Annotated in this window: 18 protein-coding genes and 1 tRNA gene; 14 read left to right on the forward strand and 5 right to left on the reverse strand. The window is 59.3% G+C overall.

Annotated features, from left to right (window positions below; translation table 11 throughout):
• The first annotated feature begins 314 nt into the window (after positions 1 to 314).
• The 12 genes from rimP (at position 315) to ACQ4WZ_RS19190 (ending at position 14,357) form a co-directional block, all read left to right on the forward strand.
• Positions 315 to 803 (forward strand): ribosome maturation factor RimP, encoded by a 489-nt coding sequence (gene rimP / locus ACQ4WZ_RS19135; protein ID WP_071325130.1) that lies wholly within the window; start codon positions 315 to 317, stop codon positions 801 to 803.
• Positions 800 to 2,365: a transcription termination factor NusA gene (nusA, locus tag ACQ4WZ_RS19140; protein WP_071079176.1), complete on the forward strand. Its 1,566-nt coding sequence runs from the start codon at positions 800 to 802 to the stop codon at positions 2,363 to 2,365. The genes rimP and nusA overlap by 4 nt, the downstream gene beginning before the upstream one ends.
• Positions 2,366 to 2,411: 46 nt before the next feature.
• Positions 2,412 to 5,270 carry a translation initiation factor IF-2 gene (gene infB, locus ACQ4WZ_RS19145; protein ID WP_133994010.1) on the forward strand — a complete coding sequence of 953 codons (2,859 nt, stop codon included), beginning with the start codon at positions 2,412 to 2,414 and terminating at the stop codon, positions 5,268 to 5,270.
• Positions 5,271 to 5,387: 117 nt separating this feature from the next.
• Complete coding sequence (gene rbfA, locus ACQ4WZ_RS19150; protein WP_034782531.1) at positions 5,388 to 5,810, forward strand: 30S ribosome-binding factor RbfA; 423 nt, start codon at positions 5,388 to 5,390, stop codon at positions 5,808 to 5,810.
• 2 nt (positions 5,811 to 5,812) lie between these two features.
• Positions 5,813 to 6,748, forward strand: coding sequence for a tRNA pseudouridine(55) synthase TruB (truB, locus tag ACQ4WZ_RS19155; RefSeq protein WP_436574240.1), 936 nt, complete (start codon positions 5,813 to 5,815; stop codon positions 6,746 to 6,748).
• Between the two features lie 207 nt (positions 6,749 to 6,955).
• Positions 6,956 to 8,788 carry a translational GTPase TypA gene (typA, locus tag ACQ4WZ_RS19160; RefSeq protein ID WP_101484081.1) on the forward strand — a complete coding sequence of 611 codons (1,833 nt, stop codon included), beginning with the start codon at positions 6,956 to 6,958 and terminating at the stop codon, positions 8,786 to 8,788.
• Positions 8,789 to 8,965: 177 nt separating this feature from the next.
• Complete coding sequence (gene dusA / locus ACQ4WZ_RS19165) at positions 8,966 to 9,916, forward strand: tRNA dihydrouridine(20/20a) synthase DusA (protein ID WP_436574462.1); 951 nt, start codon at positions 8,966 to 8,968, stop codon at positions 9,914 to 9,916.
• Positions 9,916 to 10,380: a hypothetical protein gene (locus ACQ4WZ_RS19170; RefSeq protein ID WP_436574241.1), complete on the forward strand. Its 465-nt coding sequence runs from the start codon at positions 9,916 to 9,918 to the stop codon at positions 10,378 to 10,380. Before dusA ends, ACQ4WZ_RS19170 begins: the two co-directional genes overlap by 1 nt.
• A gap of 534 nt (positions 10,381 to 10,914) precedes the next feature.
• Positions 10,915 to 12,654 carry a methyl-accepting chemotaxis protein gene (locus ACQ4WZ_RS19175; RefSeq protein ID WP_436574463.1) on the forward strand — a complete coding sequence of 580 codons (1,740 nt, stop codon included), beginning with the start codon at positions 10,915 to 10,917 and terminating at the stop codon, positions 12,652 to 12,654.
• 119 nt (positions 12,655 to 12,773) lie between these two features.
• Positions 12,774 to 13,121 (forward strand): energy transducer TonB, encoded by a 348-nt coding sequence (locus ACQ4WZ_RS19180; protein WP_243858431.1) that lies wholly within the window; start codon positions 12,774 to 12,776, stop codon positions 13,119 to 13,121.
• Between the two features lie 168 nt (positions 13,122 to 13,289).
• A complete protein-coding gene (locus tag ACQ4WZ_RS19185; protein ID WP_436574242.1) occupies positions 13,290 to 13,862 on the forward strand; it encodes a hypothetical protein in 573 nt (190 codons plus the stop codon).
• Positions 13,863 to 14,012: 150 nt separating this feature from the next.
• Entirely contained in the window at positions 14,013 to 14,357 is a 345-nt protein-coding gene (locus ACQ4WZ_RS19190; protein ID WP_133994004.1) for a hypothetical protein, read from the forward strand.
• Positions 14,358 to 14,712: 355 nt separating this feature from the next.
• Here ACQ4WZ_RS19190 and ACQ4WZ_RS19195 read toward each other — a convergent pair whose 3' ends face one another.
• The 3 genes from ACQ4WZ_RS19195 to ACQ4WZ_RS19205 form a co-directional block, all read right to left on the reverse strand.
• Complete coding sequence (locus ACQ4WZ_RS19195; RefSeq protein ID WP_101484088.1) at positions 14,713 to 15,162, reverse strand: hypothetical protein; 450 nt, start codon at positions 15,160 to 15,162, stop codon at positions 14,713 to 14,715.
• A 259-nt stretch (positions 15,163 to 15,421) separates the two neighbouring features.
• Positions 15,422 to 16,081, reverse strand: coding sequence for an FxDxF family PEP-CTERM protein (locus ACQ4WZ_RS19200; RefSeq protein ID WP_101484886.1), 660 nt, complete (start codon positions 16,079 to 16,081; stop codon positions 15,422 to 15,424).
• Between the two features lie 327 nt (positions 16,082 to 16,408).
• Complete coding sequence (locus ACQ4WZ_RS19205) at positions 16,409 to 18,514, reverse strand: TonB-dependent receptor family protein (protein WP_436574243.1); 2,106 nt, start codon at positions 18,512 to 18,514, stop codon at positions 16,409 to 16,411.
• Between the two features lie 287 nt (positions 18,515 to 18,801).
• Between ACQ4WZ_RS19205 and ACQ4WZ_RS19210 the strand changes: the two genes are divergently transcribed.
• Positions 18,802 to 19,248, forward strand: a complete 447-nt coding sequence (locus ACQ4WZ_RS19210) for a response regulator (RefSeq protein WP_166674921.1) — start codon at positions 18,802 to 18,804, stop codon at positions 19,246 to 19,248.
• 53 nt (positions 19,249 to 19,301) lie between these two features.
• A complete protein-coding gene (locus tag ACQ4WZ_RS19215) occupies positions 19,302 to 20,060 on the forward strand; it encodes a hypothetical protein (RefSeq protein WP_436574244.1) in 759 nt (252 codons plus the stop codon).
• Between the two features lie 95 nt (positions 20,061 to 20,155).
• Here the strand turns inward: ACQ4WZ_RS19215 and ACQ4WZ_RS19220 are convergent.
• Positions 20,156 to 20,231 (reverse strand) — tRNA-His (locus ACQ4WZ_RS19220).
• 133 nt (positions 20,232 to 20,364) lie between these two features.
• The gene (gene murI / locus ACQ4WZ_RS19225) at positions 20,365 to 21,210 is read right to left on the reverse strand and encodes a glutamate racemase (protein ID WP_436574245.1); all 846 of its coding nucleotides are present in this window, start codon (positions 21,208 to 21,210) and stop codon (positions 20,365 to 20,367) included.
• Positions 21,211 to 21,251 lie beyond the last annotated feature (41 nt).

Genomic DNA, 21,251 nt, shown 5'->3' on the forward strand with positions numbered 1-21,251 from the left:
ATCTGCTGCGGGCGCACGCTCTTGTAACTGTTGTAAGCCGGGCCGCTCCTTGTGTGCGGCATTGCGGCGAAGTTAATAAGAGGTTATAATCTGCAGCCTAATAAAAGTTCTCCGCAGGGTTGTTTGGTGGGGAGATGCTTTCATCTGGTTGGGGAAATACAAGAAGATGGGCAGATGCCCATTTTTTTTTTGTTGAACCGTTTGTAATGGCTCCGCAAGGGGCCATATATGACTTGAATGCGTGTTTTTGCATGTTGTCGGCGCTCAATGCTGCGCTGTCATGCCGAAAACGGGCCTTATTTCTGGAGAATTTCTTGCAGCAGTTGGGATTAATTGAAAAGACAGTTACAGGTCTGGGCTATGAGCTCGTTGATGTCGAACGTGCCGAGCGCGGACTGCTGCGCGTCTTTATTGATTTCAGCGCCGCCGATGCCGCTGAAAAAGGTCCGATCACGGTCGAAGACTGTGCCACGGTGAGTCACCAGTTATCGCATGTGTTGACGGTAGAGAACGTTCCTTACGAGCGTCTCGAGATTTCTTCCCCGGGTCTGGATCGTCCGGTGCGCAAGCTGGAAGACTTTGTCCGTTTCGCAGGTCAGGAAATCATCGTCAAGCTGAATGTGGCGATGCCGGGTACGAACAACCGGAAATCGTTCCAGGGGATCTTGCAAGAACCCGTGGGCGATAAATTGTCGTTGGAATTTGAAGGTAAGGATGGTCCGGCGATGTTGGAATTTACACTCGCGGATGTGGATAAGGCACGCTTGGTGCCGCAGGTGGTTTTTAAGGGACGCAAAGCATGAGCCGCGAAGTTTTATTATTGGTTGACGCGCTGGCGCGCGAAAAAAACGTCGATAAAGATGTCGTCTTCGGCGCCCTCGAATTCGCGTTGGCGCAAGCCACGAAGAAACGGTATGAGGGTGAGGTAGACATCCGCGTTTCGATCGACCGCGAAACGGGCGAATTCGAATCGTTCCGCCGCTGGCACGTTGTGCCCGATGAAGCGGGCCTGCAATTGCCGGATCAGGAGATCCTGCATTTCGAGGCAAAAGAACAGATTTCCGATATCGAAGTCGATGACCACATCGAAGAACCGATCGAATCCGTTGAATTCGGCCGCCGTTTCGCCCAGGATACCAAACAGGTTGTCCTGCAGCGCGTGCGTGACGCCGAACGTGAACAGATCCTGGTCGACTTCCTCGAACGCGGCGATTCGCTCGTGACCGGCACCATCAAGCGCATGGAACGCGGCGACGCCATCGTCGAATCGGGCAAGATCGAAGCGCGTCTGCCACGCGATCAGATGATCCCGAAAGAGAATCTGCGTATCGGCGACCGTGTCCGTGCCTATATCTTGCGCATCGACCGCAATATGCGCGGCCCGCAAGTGATCCTGTCGCGCACCGCGCCAGAATTCATCATGAAGCTGTTCGAGCTGGAAGTGCCGGAAATTGAACAAGGCATGCTGGAAATCAAATCCGCAGCCCGCGATGCCGGCGTGCGCGCCAAGATCGCCGTCTACACGGCCGACAAGCGCATCGACCCGATCGGTACTTGCGTCGGCATGCGCGGTTCGCGCGTGCAGGCTGTCACCGGCGAACTCGGTGGCGAACGTGTCGACATCGTGCTGTGGTCGGAAGATCCGGCGCAGTTCGTCATCGGCGCCCTGGCGCCGGCGAACGTCTCGTCGATCATGGTCGATGAAGAAAAACACGCGATGGATGTCGTCGTGGACGAAGAAAACCTGGCAATCGCGATCGGCCGTTCCGGCCAGAACGTGCGCCTGGCCTCGGACCTGACCGGCTGGAAGATCAACATCATGACGGCCGAAGAATCGGCTGACAAAGCTGCCCAGGAAACGGCTGCCGTGCGCATCCTGTTCATGGAAAAGCTCGATGTCGACCAGGAAGTGGCCGATATTCTGGTGGAAGAAGGTTTCGCCAGTCTGGAAGAAATCGCTTACGTGCCAATTTCCGAAATGCTGGAAATCGAATCGTTTGACGAAGATACCGTCAATGAACTCCGTACCCGTGCGCGTGATGCGCTCGTGACCGAAGCGATTGCTTCGGAAGAGGGTCTGGAAGGCATGGACGAGGCGTTGGTGGGTCTGGAAGGCATGGACCGCATTACCGCCGGCAAGCTGGGTCTGGCTGGTATCAAGACCGTTGAAGCATTTGCAGCACTGGCATACGACGAATTTGGCGCAATCCTGGCCTTGTCTGCGGACCGTGCGCGTGAACTGATTACAAGTGAATTTAAAGATGTGACCGACGATGAGATGAAGTTGGTTGACTCGAAATACGACGATCGTGCCAAGGCGTTGCAAGCCAAGGCATGGAGTCTGGCCGAATCCGCAAAGGCTTAATTTGAGTATCTTTATCATCTCCGCGACACATAGAAAAGAGGACTGAATGGCGAGTAACAACGTAGCCCAATTTGCCACCGAACTGAAGATGCCTGCAGATTTGCTGCTGACGCAGCTGCGTTCTGCCGGCGTCGAGAAAAGTTCGACGTCAGATCCATTGTCGAAAGATGATAAGGACAAGCTTTTGGATCATCTGCGCCGCACACACGGCGCAGCGGCTGACACAGAAAAGAAAAAAATCACCGTGACCCGCAAGGAAACGACTGAAATCAAGCAAGCTGACGCCACCGGCAAATCGCGCACCATCCAGGTGGAAGTGCGCAAGAAACGCACTTTCGTCCAGCGTGACGAAGCTGCGCCGGTCGCAGCTGAACCGGTCGCGCCTGCCGCACCGGTGATCGATCCCGCCGACGTGGCGCGCCGTGAGGAAGACGCCCGTAAACAGGCTGAACTGATCGCCCGCCAGGAAGCCGATCTGCGCGAAAAGCAAGAACGTCTGGCCAAGCTCGACGCGGAAAAAGAAGCCCAGGCGAAAGCCACGCAACAGGCTGAATTGGCTGCGAAGAAAGAAGCTGAAGCGGAAGCGAAGAAAGCGGCTGCCAAAGCTGCTGCTGCGCCTGCCGCCAGCGCCGCTGCGCCTGTCGTTGACGACGCCGCTGCCGAAGCGAAAAAAGCTGCTGCCGCTGAAGAAGCGAAGAAGAAAGCCGCTGCCGCTGCTGTTGCCGCCAAGGAAGCCGCTGACAAAGCGGAAGCCACCGAGCGTGCACGCAAGGCCGTTGCCGACGAAGTCGCCCAGATCAAGGCCATGATGAACGCGCCACGCCGCGCCATCAAAGCTCCTGAACCCGTACCGGTTCCGGTGAAGCCGAAGGCGCCGGAAGGCACCCTGCACAAGCCTGCTGACAAGAAACCTGGCGACAAGCCGGGCGACAAGAAGCCTGCTGTTGCAGACAAGAAATCCATCAAGTCGGCCAATGTGTCGTCCACCTGGTCCGATGACGCGAAGAAACGCGGCACCACCGGTGGTCCTAAACCACGCGGCAATAGCGGCCCAGGCGGCCGTGACAGCTGGCGCGGTGGCGCGAAGGGCCGTCGCCCGACGCACCATGACGACCGTGAATCGAACTTCCAGGCTCCTACGGAAGCCGTCGTCAAAGACGTGCACGTACCGGAAACGATCACCGTGGCCGAATTGGCACACAAAATGTCCGTCAAGGCATCCGAAGTCATCAAGCATTTGATGAAATTGGGCCAGATGTGCACGATCAACCAGGTGCTGGACCAGGAAACCGCCATGATTCTGGTGGAAGAAATGGGCCACAAGGCGTTCGCCGCCGAACTGGACGATCCGGAAGCGCTGCTGGCCGATGTGGGCGAACACGCACACTTCGAAACCAAGCCACGCGCACCGGTGGTCACCGTCATGGGTCACGTCGACCATGGTAAGACCTCGTTGCTCGATTACATCCGCCGCGCCAAGGTTGCATCCGGCGAAGCGGGCGGGATTACGCAGCATATCGGCGCTTACCACGTCGATACGCCACGCGGCATGATCACCTTCCTCGATACCCCGGGCCACGAAGCGTTTACCGCAATGCGTGCCCGTGGCGCCAAGGCAACCGACATCGTCATTCTGGTGGTTGCCGCCGATGATGGCGTGATGCCGCAGACGAAAGAAGCGATTGCCCATGCGAAAGCAGCCGGCGTGCCGCTGGTGGTGGCGATCAACAAGGTCGACAAACCGGGTGGTAACGTGGACCGCGTGACGCAGGAACTGGTCGCCGAACAAGTCGTGCCGGAAGAATACGGTGGCGAATCGCCATTCGTGCCGGTCTCGGCAAAAACGGGTCAAGGTATCGACGACCTGCTGGAACAAGTGCTGTTGCAAGCCGAAGTGCTGGAACTGACGGCACCTGTCGATGCGCCTGCGCGCGGCCTGGTTGTCGAGGCACGTCTGGACAAGGGCCGTGGTCCTGTCGCGACGATCCTGGTGCAGTCCGGTACTTTGAAACGCGGCGACGTGATTCTGGCTGGCTCTTCGTATGGCCGTGTTCGCGCCATGCTGGACGAGAACGGCAAGTCCATCGCTGAAGCGGGTCCTTCGATTCCGGTCGAAATCCAGGGCTTGACGGAAGTGCCGGTTGCCGGTGAAGAAGTCGTCGTCATGGCTGACGAGCGCAAGGCGCGTGAAATTGGTCTGTTCCGTCAAGGTAAGTTCCGCGACGTGAAACTGGCCAAGCAGCAAGCTGCGAAACTGGAAAACATGTTCGACCAGATGGCCGAAGGCGAAGTGAAAAACTTGCCGCTGATCATCAAAACCGACGTGCAAGGTTCGCAAGAAGCGCTGGTTGGTTCGCTGCAGAAACTGTCGACTTCCGAAGTGCGCGTACAAGTTGTTCACGCTGCAGTCGGCGGCATCACGGAATCGGACGTCAACTTGGCAGTCGCCTCGAAAGCGGTCATCATCGGCTTTAATGCCCGTGCTGATGCCCAGGCACGCAAGCTGGCCGAGTCGAATGGCGTGGACATTCGCTACTACAACATCATTTACGATGCGATCGATGAGATCAAATCGGCGTTGTCGGGCATGTTGGCTCCAGAGAAACGCGAAACCGTCATCGGCCAGGTCGAGATCCGCCAGGTTATCCTGGTCTCGAAAGTGGGCGCGATTGCCGGTTGCCTGGTCACCGATGGCGTGGTCAAGCGTGCTTCTTCCGTCCGCCTGTTGCGCAACAACATCGTGGTGTGGAGCGGCGAGATCGACTCCCTGAAACGCTTCAAGGACGATGCGAAAGAAGTTCGCGCCGGTCTGGAGTGCGGCCTGTCGCTGAAGAACTACAACGACATTCAGGTTGGCGACACCCTGGAAGTGTTCGAAGTTCAGGAAATCGCTCGTACCCTGTAATCTCGGCAAGAACAATGGCGCGGACATATGGTTGTCCGCGCAAACACGTGGGGCGCATTGGTCAACGGGCAACCGTTTGACTCATGCGCCCTGCGGCACTTAGGACAGCATAAAATCATGGCTAAACATAGCAAAACCATGCCAGCGCGCGGCTTGCGCGTGGCCGACCAGATCCAGCGCGATCTGGCTGAAATCGTCGCCTACGAATTGAAAGACCCGCGCGTGGGCACGATGATCACCATCACCGAAGTGCAGATCACCCCTGACTACGCGCATGCCAAGGTGTTTTTCACGATGTTGAAAGACAGCAAGGAAGCCATCAAGAACACCACCGAAGGCTTGATGGCTGCGTCTGGCTTCATCCGTGGCTTGCTGGGCAAGCGCCTGCACATCCACACCCTGCCGATGCTGCATTTCGTGCACGACAGCTCGACCTCGCGCGGCATGGAAATGTCCTTGCTGATCGACAAGGCCAACGCCACGCGCGCGGCCGACGCCGAGCCGGACGAGAAGCCTGCAGACAAAGCGGACGAGCAGTAAGCGTGGCGGGTCCGAAGAAACCGCCCGGCATCAAGCGGGTGCGCGACCTGGTCGACGGCGTCTTGCTGCTGGATAAGCCCGTGGGCTGGTCCAGCAACGACGCCCTGATCAAGGCTAAGCGCGTGCTGAATGCGAAAAAAGCGGGCCATACGGGCACGCTGGACCCGTTCGCCACGGGCTTGCTGCCGCTGTGTTTTGGCGAGGCCACGAAGTTCTCGCAGGACTTGCTGGAAGCCGATAAAACCTACGAAACCCTGGTGCACCTGGGGCAGACGACGGATACGGGCGACACGGAAGGCGAAGTGCTGGAAACGCGCGAAGTCAACGTCACTCAGGAGCAGATCGAAGCCGTGCTGGCGCAGTTCCGCGGGCCTATCCTGCAGACGCCGCCCATGTACTCGGCCTTGAAAAGAGATGGCAAGCCCTTATATGAGTATGCAAGGGCAGGCATCACCCTGGAGCGCGAAGCGCGCCCGGTGACCATCCACAAGCTCGAGTTCCTCGGCTATGAAGCCCCGTTTCTGAAATTGTCCGTGATGTGCAGCAAGGGCACGTATATCCGCGTGCTGGGCGAAGACATCGGCCATGCCCTCGGTTGCGGCGGCCATCTGAACGCCTTGCGCCGCACGCAAGTCGGCAGCCTGACCCTCGATGGCGTCGTCACGCTCGACGAGCTGACGGCGCATGCCGCGCCGTTGAGCTTGCTGGCGCCTGTCGATGCCTTGCTGTCGAGTTTCCCCGCCGTCCAGCTGACGGAAGAATTGGCCAAACGTTTCCTCCACGGCCAGCGCATCGCACTGGGCAAGGAAGACGTTGCCGTGCCGGCTGAACCGGGCAGGGTGCGCGTGTATCACGATAGCAAGCTGCTGGGCACTGGCCAGTTGCAGGAATACAGCGTCCTGGCACCGGAGCGTTTGATTGCCACGGCGCATCAATAAGTCACAGCAACGTCACATTACCCAGCGACACTCTTTAACCAGTGTCGCTTTTTTAAACAAATCGTCCCCGACTGCGGGAGCCGCCAGCATTTTTAGATAGCGTTGCAACGCAACATGCTATACTACGCGGTTCCGGAAATAGATTAGCATTCGGGTATCTCGTACACCTTGTACGCACTCCGCAGTTTTTCAGTAACTACTACGACCATGTCAAATACAAAACGCGCAATTCGTAATATCGCCATTATCGCCCACGTTGACCACGGCAAAACCACGCTGGTGGATCAGCTGCTGCGCCAGTCCGGCACCTTCCGTGAAAACCAAGCGGTCGACACCCGAGTCATGGACTCGAACGACCTGGAAAAGGAGCGCGGCATTACGATTCTGTCGAAGAACTGCGCTGTTGAGTACGAAGGCACCCACATCAACATCGTCGACACCCCAGGCCACGCCGACTTCGGCGGCGAAGTGGAACGTGTTCTGTCGATGGTTGACTCGGTTCTGCTGCTGATCGATGCACAAGAAGGCCCGATGCCACAAACCCGTTTCGTCACGCGCAAAGCGCTGGCACTGGGTCTGAAGCCTATCGTCATCGTCAACAAGGTCGACCGTCCAGGCGCGCGCCCGGACTGGGCCATCAACCAGACGTTCGAACTGTTCGACAAGCTGGGCGCTACCGACGAACAACTGGATTTCCCTATCATTTACGCTTCGGGCCTGAACGGCTATGCCGGCCTGACCGAAGACGTGCGCAGCGGCGACATGAAGCCGATGTTTGACGCCATCCTGGAACACGTTCCAGTGCGTGACGACAATCCTGAAGGCCCGCTGCAAATGCAGATCACCTCGCTGGATTACTCGTCGTACGTCGGCAAGATCGGCATTGGCCGCGTCAACCGCGGTACCGTCAAGGTCGGCCAGGACGTGCTGGTCATCAATGGCCCAGGCGCCACGCCTATCAAAGGCCGCATCAACCAGGTGCTGAACTTCAAGGGCCTGGAGCGCGTGCTGGTGGACGAAGCTGTTGCCGGCGACATCTGCCTGATCAACGGTATCGACGAAATCGGCATCGGTTCGACCCTGTGCGCAGTCGATACCCCGGACGCGCTGCCTATGCTGACCGTCGACGAGCCGACCCTGACCATGAACTTCATGGTCAACAACTCGCCACTGGCTGGCCGCGAAGGCAAATTCGTCACCAGCCGTCAGCTGCGCGACCGTCTGGACCGCGAACTGAAAGCCAACGTTGCTCTGCGCGTTTCGCCGACCGACGATGACACGATCTTTGAAGTATCGGGCCGCGGCGAGCTGCACCTGACGATTCTGATCGAAAACATGCGTCGCGAAGGCTTCGAGCTGGCCGTGTCGCGTCCACGCGTGGTGTTCAAAATGGTCGATGGCGTGCGCCACGAGCCGTTTGAAAACCTGTCGGTTGACGTTGAAGAAGTCAACCAGGGCGGCGTCATGGAAGAACTGGGCCGTCGTCGTGGCGACCTGCAAAACATGGAATCGGATGGCAAGGGCCGCGTGCGTCTCGAGTACCTGATCCCGGCGCGTGGCCTGATCGGCTTCCAGGGCGAATTCATGACCCTGACCCGCGGTACCGGCTTGATGAGCCACGTATTCCATGAATACGCGCCTGTCGACAACACCCGTGGCGAAATGGCTGGCCGTCGTAACGGCGTGCTGATCTCGCAAGATGACGGCGCTGCTGTTGCCTACGCTATCTGGAAACTGCAAGACCGCGGCCGCATGTTCGTATCGCACAATGACCCAGTCTACGAAGGCATGGTCATCGGTATCCACTCGCGCGACAACGATCTGGTCGTCAATCCGATCAAGGGCAAGCAGCTGACCAACGTGCGTTCGTCGGGTACCGACGAAGCAGTGCGCCTGGTACCGCCAATTCAGATGTCGCTGGAATACGCAGTTGAATTCATCGAGGACGACGAACTGGTGGAAATCACGCCTAAATCGATCCGTCTGCGCAAGCGCTTCCTGAAAGAGCACGAGCGTAAAAAAGCGTCGCGCGACGCGTAACACCTGCGTGAGCATGGATTGACGTCCATGCCGCTTTCGGCCCGCTGCGCCGCGTGACTTTAACCGGTGATGCGCGCAGCGGGTTTGTTGTTTCTAGAAGCTGTTATGTTTTGACCTGTTTTTATTGATCCTATGACTACGTCCTCCCTGCCTTCCCGCCGCCTGTCCGTCGCCCCCATGATGGACTGGACCGACCGCCATTGCCGCAAGTTCCATCGCGAAATTACGCGCCACACCTGGCTCTACACCGAGATGGTGACGACGGGGGCGCTGGTGTATGGCGACGTGGAGCGCCATTTGCGCTTCAACGAGGAAGAGCATCCTGTGGCGCTGCAGCTGGGCGGCAGCGATCCGACGGACCTGGCCACCAGCGCGAAACTGGGCCAGCAGTGGGGCTATGACGAAATCAACCTCAATTGCGGCTGCCCGTCCGAGCGCGTGCAGAAGGGCGCGTTTGGCGCCTGCCTGATGGCCGAGCCGCAACTGGTGGCCGACTGCGTGAAAGCCATGCGCGACGTGGTCGATATCGACGTCACCGTGAAGCACCGCATCGGCATCGACGACAGCGAGTCCTACGACTTCGTGCGCGATTTTGTGGGCACCGTGGCCGACGCCGGCTGCAAGACATTTATCGTGCATGCGCGCAATGCCATCCTGAAGGGGCTGAGTCCGAAGGAAAACCGCGAAGTGCCGCCCCTGAAATATGACTATGCCTACCGCTTGAAGCGTGATTTTCCGCAATTCGAGTTCATTATCAATGGCGGCATCAAGACCCTGGACGAAATCGACCTGCATTTGCAGCACCTCGACGGCGTGATGCTGGGTCGCGAGGCCTATCACAACCCGTATGTCATGGCGCAGTTTGACCAGCGCTATTACGGCGACGACACCCCTGTAAAAACACGCGAGCAGGTGCTCGAAGCGATGATTCCCTATATCAGCGCGCAGTTGGAAAAAGAAGCGGGGCGTTTAAAGCTGAACAGCGTCACGCGCCACATGCTGGGCCTGATGCAAAACCTGCCCGGTGCGCGCGGCTTCCGCCAGACTTTGTCGGACTCGAAGAAGCTGGCCTCGGGCGATCCGCGCTTGCTGCTGGAAGCGGCCGCGCGCTTGTCCTTGCCTGCCTGATGCGCGGCGACGGCCACGCCCATGCACGGCAGTTGCATGGCTACCTGCAAGCCGTCACCGCAATGAAGGATGATGGCAGCTTGTTTCTTTGCGCGTATCTGGGGCCCATCGCGCCGCAGTCGGCGTTCGACGCGCTGTGCCGCGTCCTGAAAATACAGCCGGACGGCATGCGCCTGCAGCCGGTCGAAAGCATGGTATGCAGCGGCGCCTTGTGTACGCCGCGCCAGTGGCTGCTCGAGCGCATGCTCCCGATGAGCGAGGCCGACCGGCAGCCGCTCGACGCGCGTTTATATGATGGCTTCGAGGGTGAACTGGCCGAATTGCTTGGTAGCGATCCCCGCTGGTATCAACTGGTATCATCAGGCCAGCGCATCCTGGCCGCTCAATTGGGCGCCATCTGGAGCGTCTTTGTCTTTGGCACAGAGTGCCACGCCTATGTGATGCATTGCAGCTGGGACCGCTGAGCCAACTTGTCTATACCGGTGCCTCGGCGCACTGGTATTGTCCGCACTACCCCCTCCTCTGAGTACCTCTTCCGAAACGATGTCATATGGCTATGCCATGTGTTGTAAATGCGCTGTTTCGGCGCACGCCCGCACTGTCGTAGGGCATTTCTAGGGGGCAAGAAACGGCGTTGTTGCCATTTCCCCGAAGAAAGTTAATCAGGCATTTATTCAGGTACATATTGCTTGCTTTGAGGCAAAATTTACACCTATAATTGATTATAGACAAATATTTCTCGTGTGAATGTTTGATGTTGATCTCACATCAACGCTGTCAGAAATTCACTGTGTGGAGCAAATTTGCATTCGCAGTCACTGGCGTTTTCAGGGCTGTTGTAGACCAGGAAGTACCCCAGGCTGCGTGCGGCCGGAGACCGCCAGCATACCAATGGGTAAGGGCGGATACCGGTGTTGCGCAGCCTTCGTCTTGTCGTGCCGGGCAAAAATCCTTATCAATAGTTTCATTTACGAAGAGCCGAAATGAATTTAGCAAAAATGAAGGTTGGTACCCGTCTGGGCCTGGGTTTCGCCCTGGTACTGGTTCTGCTGGTGGCCGTGACCGTTCTCGGCATCGCGCGCATGGCGCAAATCCAGGAACGTCTCGACCACGTGATTAATGTCAATAATGTCGTCACCCGCCTGGTGATCGATATGCGTGGCAACGTCAGCGACCGCGTCACCTCGCTGCGCATTCTCACCCTGATGACTGATGCGAGCGATATGGAGCCGGAAATGGCGCGTATCAAGACGCAGACCAGCACCTATCAGGAAACGCAGAAGAAGCTCGAAGAGAAATTCGCCGTCGAGTCCACTCCTGAAGAAAAAGCCCTGCTGACCTCGATCAAGGAATACGAGGCGGCCGCCATGCCGGCCATCGCCAAGGCATCCGCACTGTGGATGGCCAACGATGCGGAAGGCGCCACGCGCGTGATGATCAAGGAAATCCGCCCGGTACAGAAAAAATGGATGGAAGCGCTGGAGCAACTGGCCGTGCTGGAAGACAAGCTCAACGAGCAGATGCAATCGGACGCCCGCAAGGCCTTCGACAGCGCGCGTCTGTTCATGATCGTTCTCGGCGTGCTGGCCGTGGCGATGGGCGTGGCGGCGGCACTGGTGATCACCCGCGGCCTGCTGAAACAGCTGGGCGGCGAGCCTGACTACACGGCATCGATCGCCGGCAGCATCGCCAATGGCGACCTGTCGATCGGCATCCACACCCAGCCTTCCGATACGTCCAGCCTGCTGGCGGAAATGAAGGAAATGCGCAACAGCCTGGTGGGCATCGTCGGCCAGGTGCGCGTGGGGACGGAAACCATCGGCACGGCGTCGCGCGAAATTGCCGACGGCAATATCGACTTGTCGTCGCGTACGGAAATGCAAGCGAGCGCACTGGAAAAAACGGCGTCGGCCATGGAAGAGCTGACTTCGACCGTGAAACAGAATGCGGACAATGCGCGCGAAGCCAACAAGCTGGCCGCCACCGCATCGGATGTCGCCATCAAGGGCGGCTCCGTGGTGTCGCAAGTGGTTGACACCATGAGCTCGATCAATGAATCGGCGAAGAAAATTGTCGACATTATCGGCGTGATCGATGGCATCGCCTTCCAGACCAACATCCTGGCGCTGAACGCGGCCGTGGAAGCGGCACGTGCCGGCGAGCAAGGCCGCGGCTTTGCCGTGGTGGCCTCGGAAGTGCGCAACCTGGCCCAGCGTTCCGCCGGCGCCGCGAAAGAAATCAAGATCCTCATCGACGATTCAGCCGAGAAGACGGAACGTGGTACGCGCCTGGTCGGCCAGGCTGGCGTGACGATGGGTGAAGTGGTCGACAGCGTGCGCCGCGTCACCGACATCATGAGCGAGATCGCCAGTGCCAGCCAGGAACAAAGCGCCGGCATCGAACAGGTCAACCTGTCGATCATCGAGATGGATGGCATGACGCAGCAAAATGCGGCGCTGGTGGAACAGGCGGCCGCTGCGGCGCAAAGCTTGCAAGACCAGGCGGCCGAATTGGCCCACGTGGTCAGCATCTTCAAACTGGTCGAAGGCGAAGAGAAACCGGCAGCGTATGTGCCGGCACCCGTGGCTGCCGCACCAGTGGCCGTGCGCAAGCCGGCGCCGGCATTGCGCCCGGTCAAGTCACTTACCCGCAAGACGGAAGCGGCCGCTCCGGCGGCTGCTCCTGCACCACGCAAGGCGGCAGGTGCCGGCAGCAATGACGAGTGGGAAGAGTTTTAAGCGCCAGGCAGTTTGACGGAGGCATGGTGCTGGCACCGGGGGCAGACATCCCGGTGGCACCAACCTTCTTGGCAGGCAAGAAGTTGTAATTACCGTATCTGATAATCTTGGGGAAGCACATGTTTGAGAATAAACGTTTGATGAGTGTTGCAGCAGTCTTGCTGGTTTCCGTTTCTTCCGCCGCCTTCGCGGCCGAGGTGCCGGCGTCGTTCGATGCCAAGAACTGCAAGGCCGACTATCCAAAAGCCTCGCTGATGAACGAAGAGCAGGGCACCGTGTCGATGTCCTTCCTGGTCAATGCCGATGGCAGCGTTGCCGATTCGAAAGTCGAGAAGAGCAGCGGCTTCAAGAACCTGGACAAGGCCGCCATCAAGGCCCTGTCCGCATGCAAGTTCAAGCCAGGCACCAAGGATGGCGCTGCGGCGCAAACCTGGACCAAGGTCGATTACGCCTGGAAGCTGGACTGATCCATATATCGCCGGGAGCGGGTCTCCCGGCGTGGCCGACTCCGCCACGGGCGGCGCCTGCAAGGGTGCCGCCCGTTCTGTTATGTGCGCCAGCCAACGGCGGCGCCGCTCCCGATTCTGTTACCCTCGAAACATACCTTCGGGATATCCCATCACAAGAGGCTTACCATGCAGCGCATCCTGACACTTTCCTCCCTGGCCGCCACCGGCTTGCTGCTTTCCGCCTGCGCATCGCTGGGCACGCCTGCGGGCTTGCAGGCGGGGCAGACCGTGGCCGTCGTCAATAGTCTGAGCTGGGACAATCCCCTGACGGGCAAGCGCGATGGCGTGCGCACCAGCTGGCCTATCAAGGATGGCAAGATTGCCCCTGAGTATTTTCCTCTGGCGCAATTGAAGCAATGCGATGCGGACGGCAAGCCTTGCGCCTGGGGCGTGATGCGGGCGCAGCGCGGCGCGCCCACGCTCGCTTACACGGATGGCGGCGTGGACCTGGCGCTGAACGTGTCCATCGACGTGGCGCGGCGCCAGGATGCGCGCCAGGGCGAGACGCAGACGGCGATGGCGATTCCCCAGGATGTGGCCGCACTGGCTGGCCGCCAACAGCTGCAGCCCAGCTGGAAATTGAAGTATGGAAAGGTCGAGCAGGTCGAACTTGATTACGGCGTGCGCTACCAGGTGTGCGTGCAGCGCTACGACGCCGCGGGCAAGGCCATCGATACCTGCGCGATTCCGTTTATTTGAGGAAACATGCCGCCTGGGCCGCTTGTGGCAGCTTTGCCACATTTCATGTTGCAGCGTGCGTCGGGGTGTAACAATCGGTAAAAGCACAGCAAAGCACGGCGTAATTTCTTATAGTACTTAATTAAGGTAGTACACATTAGGAGAATTGCGATGAAAACCCTGTTGGCAGTAATTTCGCTGGCCGCCCTGGGTGGCTGCGTCGTGGCGCCCCCCGGACCCGCGTATTACGGTTCGCGCGCGCCGCAGGGAACCTACAATCCCTACGACTGGCATACAGTCTCGTCCACCCCGGTGCAGTCATCGCGCGTGGAATACACGAATGAGCCCGTCTACGTGCAGCAGCCCGTGTATGTGCCGGCGCCCGTATACGCGCCGCAACCGTATTATTACAATCCCCCCGTATCGATCGGGCTGGACTTCATGTTTGGTTTTGGACGTTACGGCGGACACCGTGGCGGCTGGGGCGGGCACGGACGCTACTACGGCCGCCGCTAGAGGCTCCCTGCAGCACCTTACGCCAGAATGCGCGCCGTGCTTCGTTCCAAGCGAAGCACGGCGCGCATTGTCATTGGCGGGCGTCGCCGCGAAGCTGAATTAGTGGAAATACACCGAACTCTGGTGCAGCACATCCGCCGAGCACAGGATATACACCGCCGCCGCTGCCAGACCTATTTGCAAGGCGCCAAAGCTGATCGGGATGAGGCGGGACATGTCGTACTCCTGAGTGGTGGGAAATGTGTGGTCAGGTTTTCATCATAGTTTGAGTTGATGCTCTGGTGCATCGGATGAATGTCCGTCGCGATGTAGGACAACACCTCGTGGCTGGCGCCCAGCCTCGCTCTCCGGCCGATTAGCGGTTTTTCCAGCGCACTACCGGCTCTTCCGGCGCCGTGTCCGGCACGTTCGAGATCGCCAGCCAGTGCGTCAGGCGTTCCGGATGCTTGAGATTGATGCCCATGCCATCGATGATGCCGACCTGTTCCAGCATGCGCGCATCGATTTTCGCCTTCGACACTGTGGGTGCGCCCATGACCATGCGGTCATACGCCTTGCGCGCCTTGTGTTCCCACTTGTGCAGATTGCTTTCGTCGAAACGGTTCGCTTCGAAATACACGGTCAGGGTGCCATCGAGGTTGCCGAAGCCGACGATGCCCGCGCCCTTGCGGATGGTGGTGGTGTTGTCGATGTCAAATTCCGCCGTGGGCACGAAAATGCCGGCGCGGCCATCGATGTCGGGACGACCCACTGGCGTATCCTTGCCGTAGGAACTGGTTTCGGTAATAGTTTTTTCTGCAGACATGGGGCGTGTGTGGTGGCCAAGCCGAGAGCGCAAACGGGCCCGGCAGCGCCAGTCATCCTGTTCAAAAAATGCGTGCTGATGATCAGGGCGGGGTAGTGGCCCTGGCGGAGCGATGCTAGGCATTGCTTGATACCCTACTATTGTAGCGTCAATTTAATTCTTCTTGGCAACATTTTATGAGCTGATGCACCCGCTCGCCCATGAAAAAAGCCGCCCGGCCAGATGGCGGGGCGGCTATTGCGTGAAGACTGGCCCGGCGTCAGGCGGCAGTCTTGCGGCGTGCCACGAAACCCAGCAAGCCCAGGCCCAGCAGCATCATGGCGTAGGTTTCCGGTTCCGGCACGGCAGCCATCACCGAGACGTTGTCCAGGTAGGAGCCATATGTGGGCGCGCTGACGGGGCCGATCGATTCGAAGCGCAGAACTGTCGAGCTACCCACCGCCGTCAGGTTCTGGCTGTAGCTTTGCCAGACACCACCCGTGTTGCCGACCAGGGCCGTGGGTGTCAGCAGGGTGGAACCCCAGTACACGTTCATCTGGCTGCTCGCGCCGCCCGGCGTGTCGGGACGGCCCGAATAGGCAAACGACAGCGCATACGTGCCGCCAGCCGTCGTGGCGATCGATTGCGACAGCGAGGACAGGCTTTCGGTATTGAGTTCCAGGTATTGCATGCCATCGGCGGCGACGGGGTTGAAACCGCTCTGGCCGCCTTGCGTGGCGCCTCTCTGGATTTCAAAGGCCGTATCGCCGCTGACGGACGAAGTCCAGCCCGTGACAGCGCTCAACTGCGCATAGGGCGAGGCAATGACATTGCTTTCGAAACTGCCGTTGACCACCAATTCGGTCGCGGCGTTGGCGGCGCCAGCGGTGGCCAGGGCGGCCAATGCGGCAATCTTCAGGACGGTAGTTGGCATTTTCATGGTGGTCTCGTTTGATTGATTATAAGATAATTTAATTTCCTAAATGGCATTTAAATAATATCACCAAAAATCACACAAAGAGCAAGTGATCGCTAAAAATATGTGCAATTGTGAAATCATTTGTATCTCTAATGCAATTAATTTCCATTGCGAAATAAATAATGCTTGTGGGAAGGCGAGCGCCGCCTCGGACCCTCTTGCATGATGGAATTTTTGTAACATCGGGGCGTAAAAAAACCTGCATCGAAACAACAAGATGCAGGTTTTTCTGAGGATGGCTGCGGGTATGCCGGCATATCAATTCGATAGGCACTGCCCATGCAGCGGTCAGAACGCCAGGCGGCCCTGCAGGTAGACCATGCGCGGCGCGCCCACCAGCTTGCCCAGGTTGCCATCCGAAGTGCGCGTAAAGTAACGCTTGTCGCTCAGGTTATTGACGCCGGCGACCAGTTCCAGGCCTTTCTGGCCCGGTACCGTCCATTTCACTTGCGTATTCCAGGTGCGAAAGCCCGGGATCACGCCCAGGTTACCGGCCGCGTTTTCCGCCACGCTGTTGGCGTCGTCGGCGAACTGGCGGCTCTGGTGGCTGCTTGACAGGTCGAAGCCCCAGGCGCCCAGCTGGTAGTGGGCGCCGACGGTGTCCGTGTTGCGCGAATAGAAGGGCACGTCATTGCCCGCGTTCACGCCATCCTGCAAGGTCGCCTTGGTATAAGTGTAGGTGGCGTAAGCATTCAAGCCGGCCAGCGGGCCGGACTGGTCGAAGTGGTAATCGATGGCCGTTTCCAGGCCCCGGTGAAGCGTGGCGCCCACGTTGTAGAAGACGACGTTTTCGCCGCTGCCCACGGACTGGATCTGGTTGTCGAACTTGATGTTGAACAAGGTCCCTTCAGCCGACAGCTGGCCGCTCTTCCAGCGCGCGCCAAGCTCGGCTGTTTTCGCCAGTTCCGGCTGCAGCGGGTTCTTGCTCGACTGGGCATTGAGCTGCGTGTTTTGCACGGCGCCAAACGAGCTGTTGTAGTTGCTGAACAGGGTCACGTTGTTGTTGAGCAGATAGGCTACGTTCAGCGAGGGCAGGGCCTTGTTGTTGAGCAACTCGATCTTCTGGTCGGTCGGCAAGTGATTGAAGCGTACCGTCTTGATGTGTTCATAGCGCACGCCCGGCGTGATCCGCCAGGCACCGATGGCGATCTTGTCGTCGATATACACGGCCTGGGCATCGGTGGCGTTGTCGGCAAAGCGCGTCGGCGCCTGTCGCACGCCGCTGGCGATGACAACATTGTAGATGGTCTCGTCTGCCCGCTCGGCCAGGTAGCGGTAGCCGATGGTGACGTCCTGCGAGACCTTGCCCGTGACGAAGCGCTGCGTGTAGCGCGGTTCGATGGCCGTCGTTTCATAGTTGCGCGGCTGGTGCCCCAGGTTTTTCCCGCTGATCAGGGTGCTTTCGCGCGAGCTCTTGTTGTAATAGGCGCGCATTTCGAATTCCTGCGTGCCAGACAGGGCATTCAGGTAGCCGATGTCGACAGCCTTGCGCTCGCCGTTCCAGTAGTCGGTGGGGCGCGTGTTCTGGAACGGGTCCTGCTTGTACTGCGCGGCGGTCAGGCCGCCCGGCGTGCGCGACGTCACGTCGTAGTAGGACAGCTTGCCGTACACCTCGGCCGTGGGGCTCAGGTCGTAGCGGAATTTCAGGGCGAAATCGTTGACTTTTTCATCGCTGCCGACGCGCCAGTCGCTACCGCGGATGCCCGAGTACAGCACCGCCAGGCCCAGGCCGCTGTCGAGCTGGGTGCCTGCAAAGACGCTGGCTTGCGTGTTGTGGCCCACTTCGCTGTACGCGTTATGGCGTACGGTGGCGTCGCCCGTGATGCCTGGCGTGGTGGGCACGCGGCGTGTCTTGAAGTTGATGATGCCGCCCACGTTTTGCGGGCCGAAGCGCACCGCGCCGCCGCCGCGCACGACGTCGACCGTTTCAACATTGGCCAGGCTGACGGGTGCGAACGACAGTTGCGGCTGGCCATACGGCGCCACCGACATCGGTATGCCATCGAGTAACACCGTGCTGCGTGGCGAATAGCGGCCGGCCAGGCCGCGCACACCGATATTGAGGGAAATGGCGCTGCCGGCGCTACCCGAGTTGTCGCTGATCTGTACGCCGGGAATGCGGCGCATCACATCGCTGAGGCTAGCCGCACCCGAGTTTTCGATGTCATCCTTTTGCACCACCGTGCGCGCGCCCGCGAAATTTTTCGTGCTGGCGGCCATGCTGGTGCCCAGCAGGTTGCCGCTGACCTGGATGGATTCCAGGATGGGCCCGGCGCTATCGGCTGTATTGGCGTCCTGTGCCTGCGCGGCAAGGGAAGCGCCCAGGCAGGCGAGGGCGACGGCCAGCGCGCACGGGCGCAGCGACAAGGGCAGTGTGGAAAGTGTGGCAGCCATGCATGAATCTCCGTAATGACAATGTTTGCGCGGGCAATCGGGCGGCGCGACAATATCGTGGCGTGGACATCCGGCGCAAGGGGATAAGAATGATAATGATTCTCATTTTATCCGTCAATTGCGCGTACTGCGTAGGGTGGGCTTTCTTCTCACGAAGGCAGGGAAGTGTTGCTGGCGCGGTACAGCGGTCGCCAGGATTGCCGCCTGGCTACAGTGCTAGGGTGCGGCGGCATTGTGCGTGCTTCTTGTATACTGCCGCTTTTGCAGCCGTAAGACGTGAACGTACTATGAGCCAGACAACTGAAACGACACCAGGCCATTCCCCCGTGGAGCGCCGCCAGGGCGACCAGCAAGCAAGTGCTGGGCGCAAACTCAATCTGCTGGTGGTCGACGACAACCAGGAGGTGGGCGAATCGCTGGCCATGCTGCTCGAAGCGCTGGGTCATAGCGCGGTGGTGGTGCGCAACTGGCAGATGGCCGTCGAGCAAGTCAAGCTGTGCGTGCCCGACGCCGTCTACCTCGACATCGAAATGCCCGGCATCAGCGGCATCGAAATCGGCCGCCGCCTGCACCACCATCCCGAGACGGCCAACGCCGTGCTGATCGCCGTCACCGGCCACAGCCTGCCCATGTATATGGACGACGCGCTGGCCGTGGGCTTCCGCCACTTCCTCGTGAAACCCGTGCGCCTGGAAGACCTGGCGACGACGGTGCAGTCGGTGCTGGCTGGCTAAAATCTGTGCTAAGGTTTGCGGCCCATCCCCGGGCGTCCGGACAAAGGCACGCAATGACCATGCACTCCCCGCAGCCAGCTGCAAGCAGCGACCTGGCCAGCCGTTATCTGCGCGCGCTGGCCGACTTCGACACGGAGTTGCTCGACCGTCATGCGCCGCGTGCCGATGCGAAAGAACTCTCCGGTCTCTTCCTTCCCAGCGTGCCGCCCAACTGGCTTGGCGCCCGGCAGCGCATCATGATCGTTGGCTGTGAAACGCGGCAATGGAATGTGCTGAAAACAGGGGAGCGTTTTAGTTCGCTGGAGCACTATGTTGAGCAGTCAATGTCGGTGCACCAGGCTTACTTTGCGCAGCAATTGTCGCGCTCTGATATCAAGGGCCGTGCCTTCCATAATTTTACGCGCGCCGTGGCGCAGCGCTCCGGCAGCGACGGCTTGATCTACGCCAACCTGTTATGCATGGCATGGAAACGAGGCAGTCCCGTCCGGTGCGATCATTTTGATCAGATCAAACACTATTCCAAGCTACTGCTGGATGTGCAAATCGCTTTCTTCCAGCCCGAGATCATTATTTTTGCCAACGGCAGTGCCACCGCCGGGCACCGGCGCGACTTCTTTCCACTGGCCCGCGATGAGCAGGGCAAGGCCTTGGGCTGCGATTATGTCGACGATGGTATACCGAATGCGCAATTGTGGCAGTTCCCGCTGGGTCACAGAAAATGCTACCGCATCCAGCATCCGTCGTCGCGCTCGCCTGCTGCCGCCAGCGCGCGCCAGTTCCTGTTGGGATTGCTACCGGGGAAGCCGGACTGAACGGCCGGAGGCGCCATTTTTATTTATGGCTGGCGAAAATGAAAAAAGGGTTACAAGCCGAAGCGTGTAACCCTTTGATTTTGCTGCTTATTCTGTGGGGTGGCTGATGGGGCTCGAACCCACGACAACAGGAATCACAATCCTGGACTCTACCAACTGAGCTACAGCCACCACTGTCTTACTTGCCTGTTTAGCTGTTTTGCTGAACAGGTGCCGAATTATACAAAGAACTCGGCAAAGTGGCAAATCTAAATGCAGTCTTTTTTAAAGAATCGAAAGATTGCATGAAAACGCTCGTTTTCACTCACACGGACAGGTGCGCGACGGGCGGCTGCAAGTCCAGCAAACCGGCGAAGGCTTTCGCCAAGGACTCGACCTTGGCCGTCGTGTAGCCCTGCAGTCGTGGTGCGTCGTTGTCGATGCGGCGTAGACTTGCCGCGTCCAGCAGGCGGGCCAGCTGGCGCGCCACGGCGTCGCCCGTGTCGACCAGGGTGATCTGTTCCTGCGTATGCGCGCGCACCGTGCGTACTATGGCGTCCTGCACGAAAGGGTAGTGGGTGCAGCCCAGCACCAGGGTATCGACGCCTAGCTCCAGCATGGGCGCGATGTAGCGTTCCAGCATGGCGCTCGTAGCGTCCGCCGGATCATTGCCCAACTCGCACTGCTCGATGCGGTCGGCCAGGCCGATGCAGGGCTGCAGGATGAACGTGGCGCCCGTGGCGGCGCTCACCTGCTCGCGCAGGGCCAGCAGCTTGTCGCCGCGCAAGGCGCGTTCCGTGGCCAGGACGGCGATCTTGCCATTGCGGCTGATGCTGGCCGCCGGTTTCAAGCCCGGTTCGACGCCGACGATGGGCAGGTCCGGGTAGCGCGCGCGCAGCGCTTTGATGGCGGCGATGGTGGCCGTGTTGCACGCCACCACCAATGCTTTCGCGCCTTGCTGTAACAGGAAGGCGGTGATCGCCAGCGAACGGTCGACTACTTGCTGTTCCGTCTTGTCGCCGTACGGCGCATACGCGGAATCGGCAAAGTACATTAAATCTTCCTGCGGCAACTGCGCGCGGATATGGCGCAGCACCGACAGGCCGCCCACGCCGGAGTCAAAAATGCCGATGGGCGCGTCTGGGCGGGCAGTGCTTGCAATAGAAGTCATATAAAGCCGAATTAGATAAAAAAACGCCGCGCTATGTTGCC

The organism is Janthinobacterium darwini (assembly GCF_051380905.1).
Taxonomy (GTDB): Bacteria; Pseudomonadota; Gammaproteobacteria; order Burkholderiales; family Burkholderiaceae_D; genus Janthinobacterium.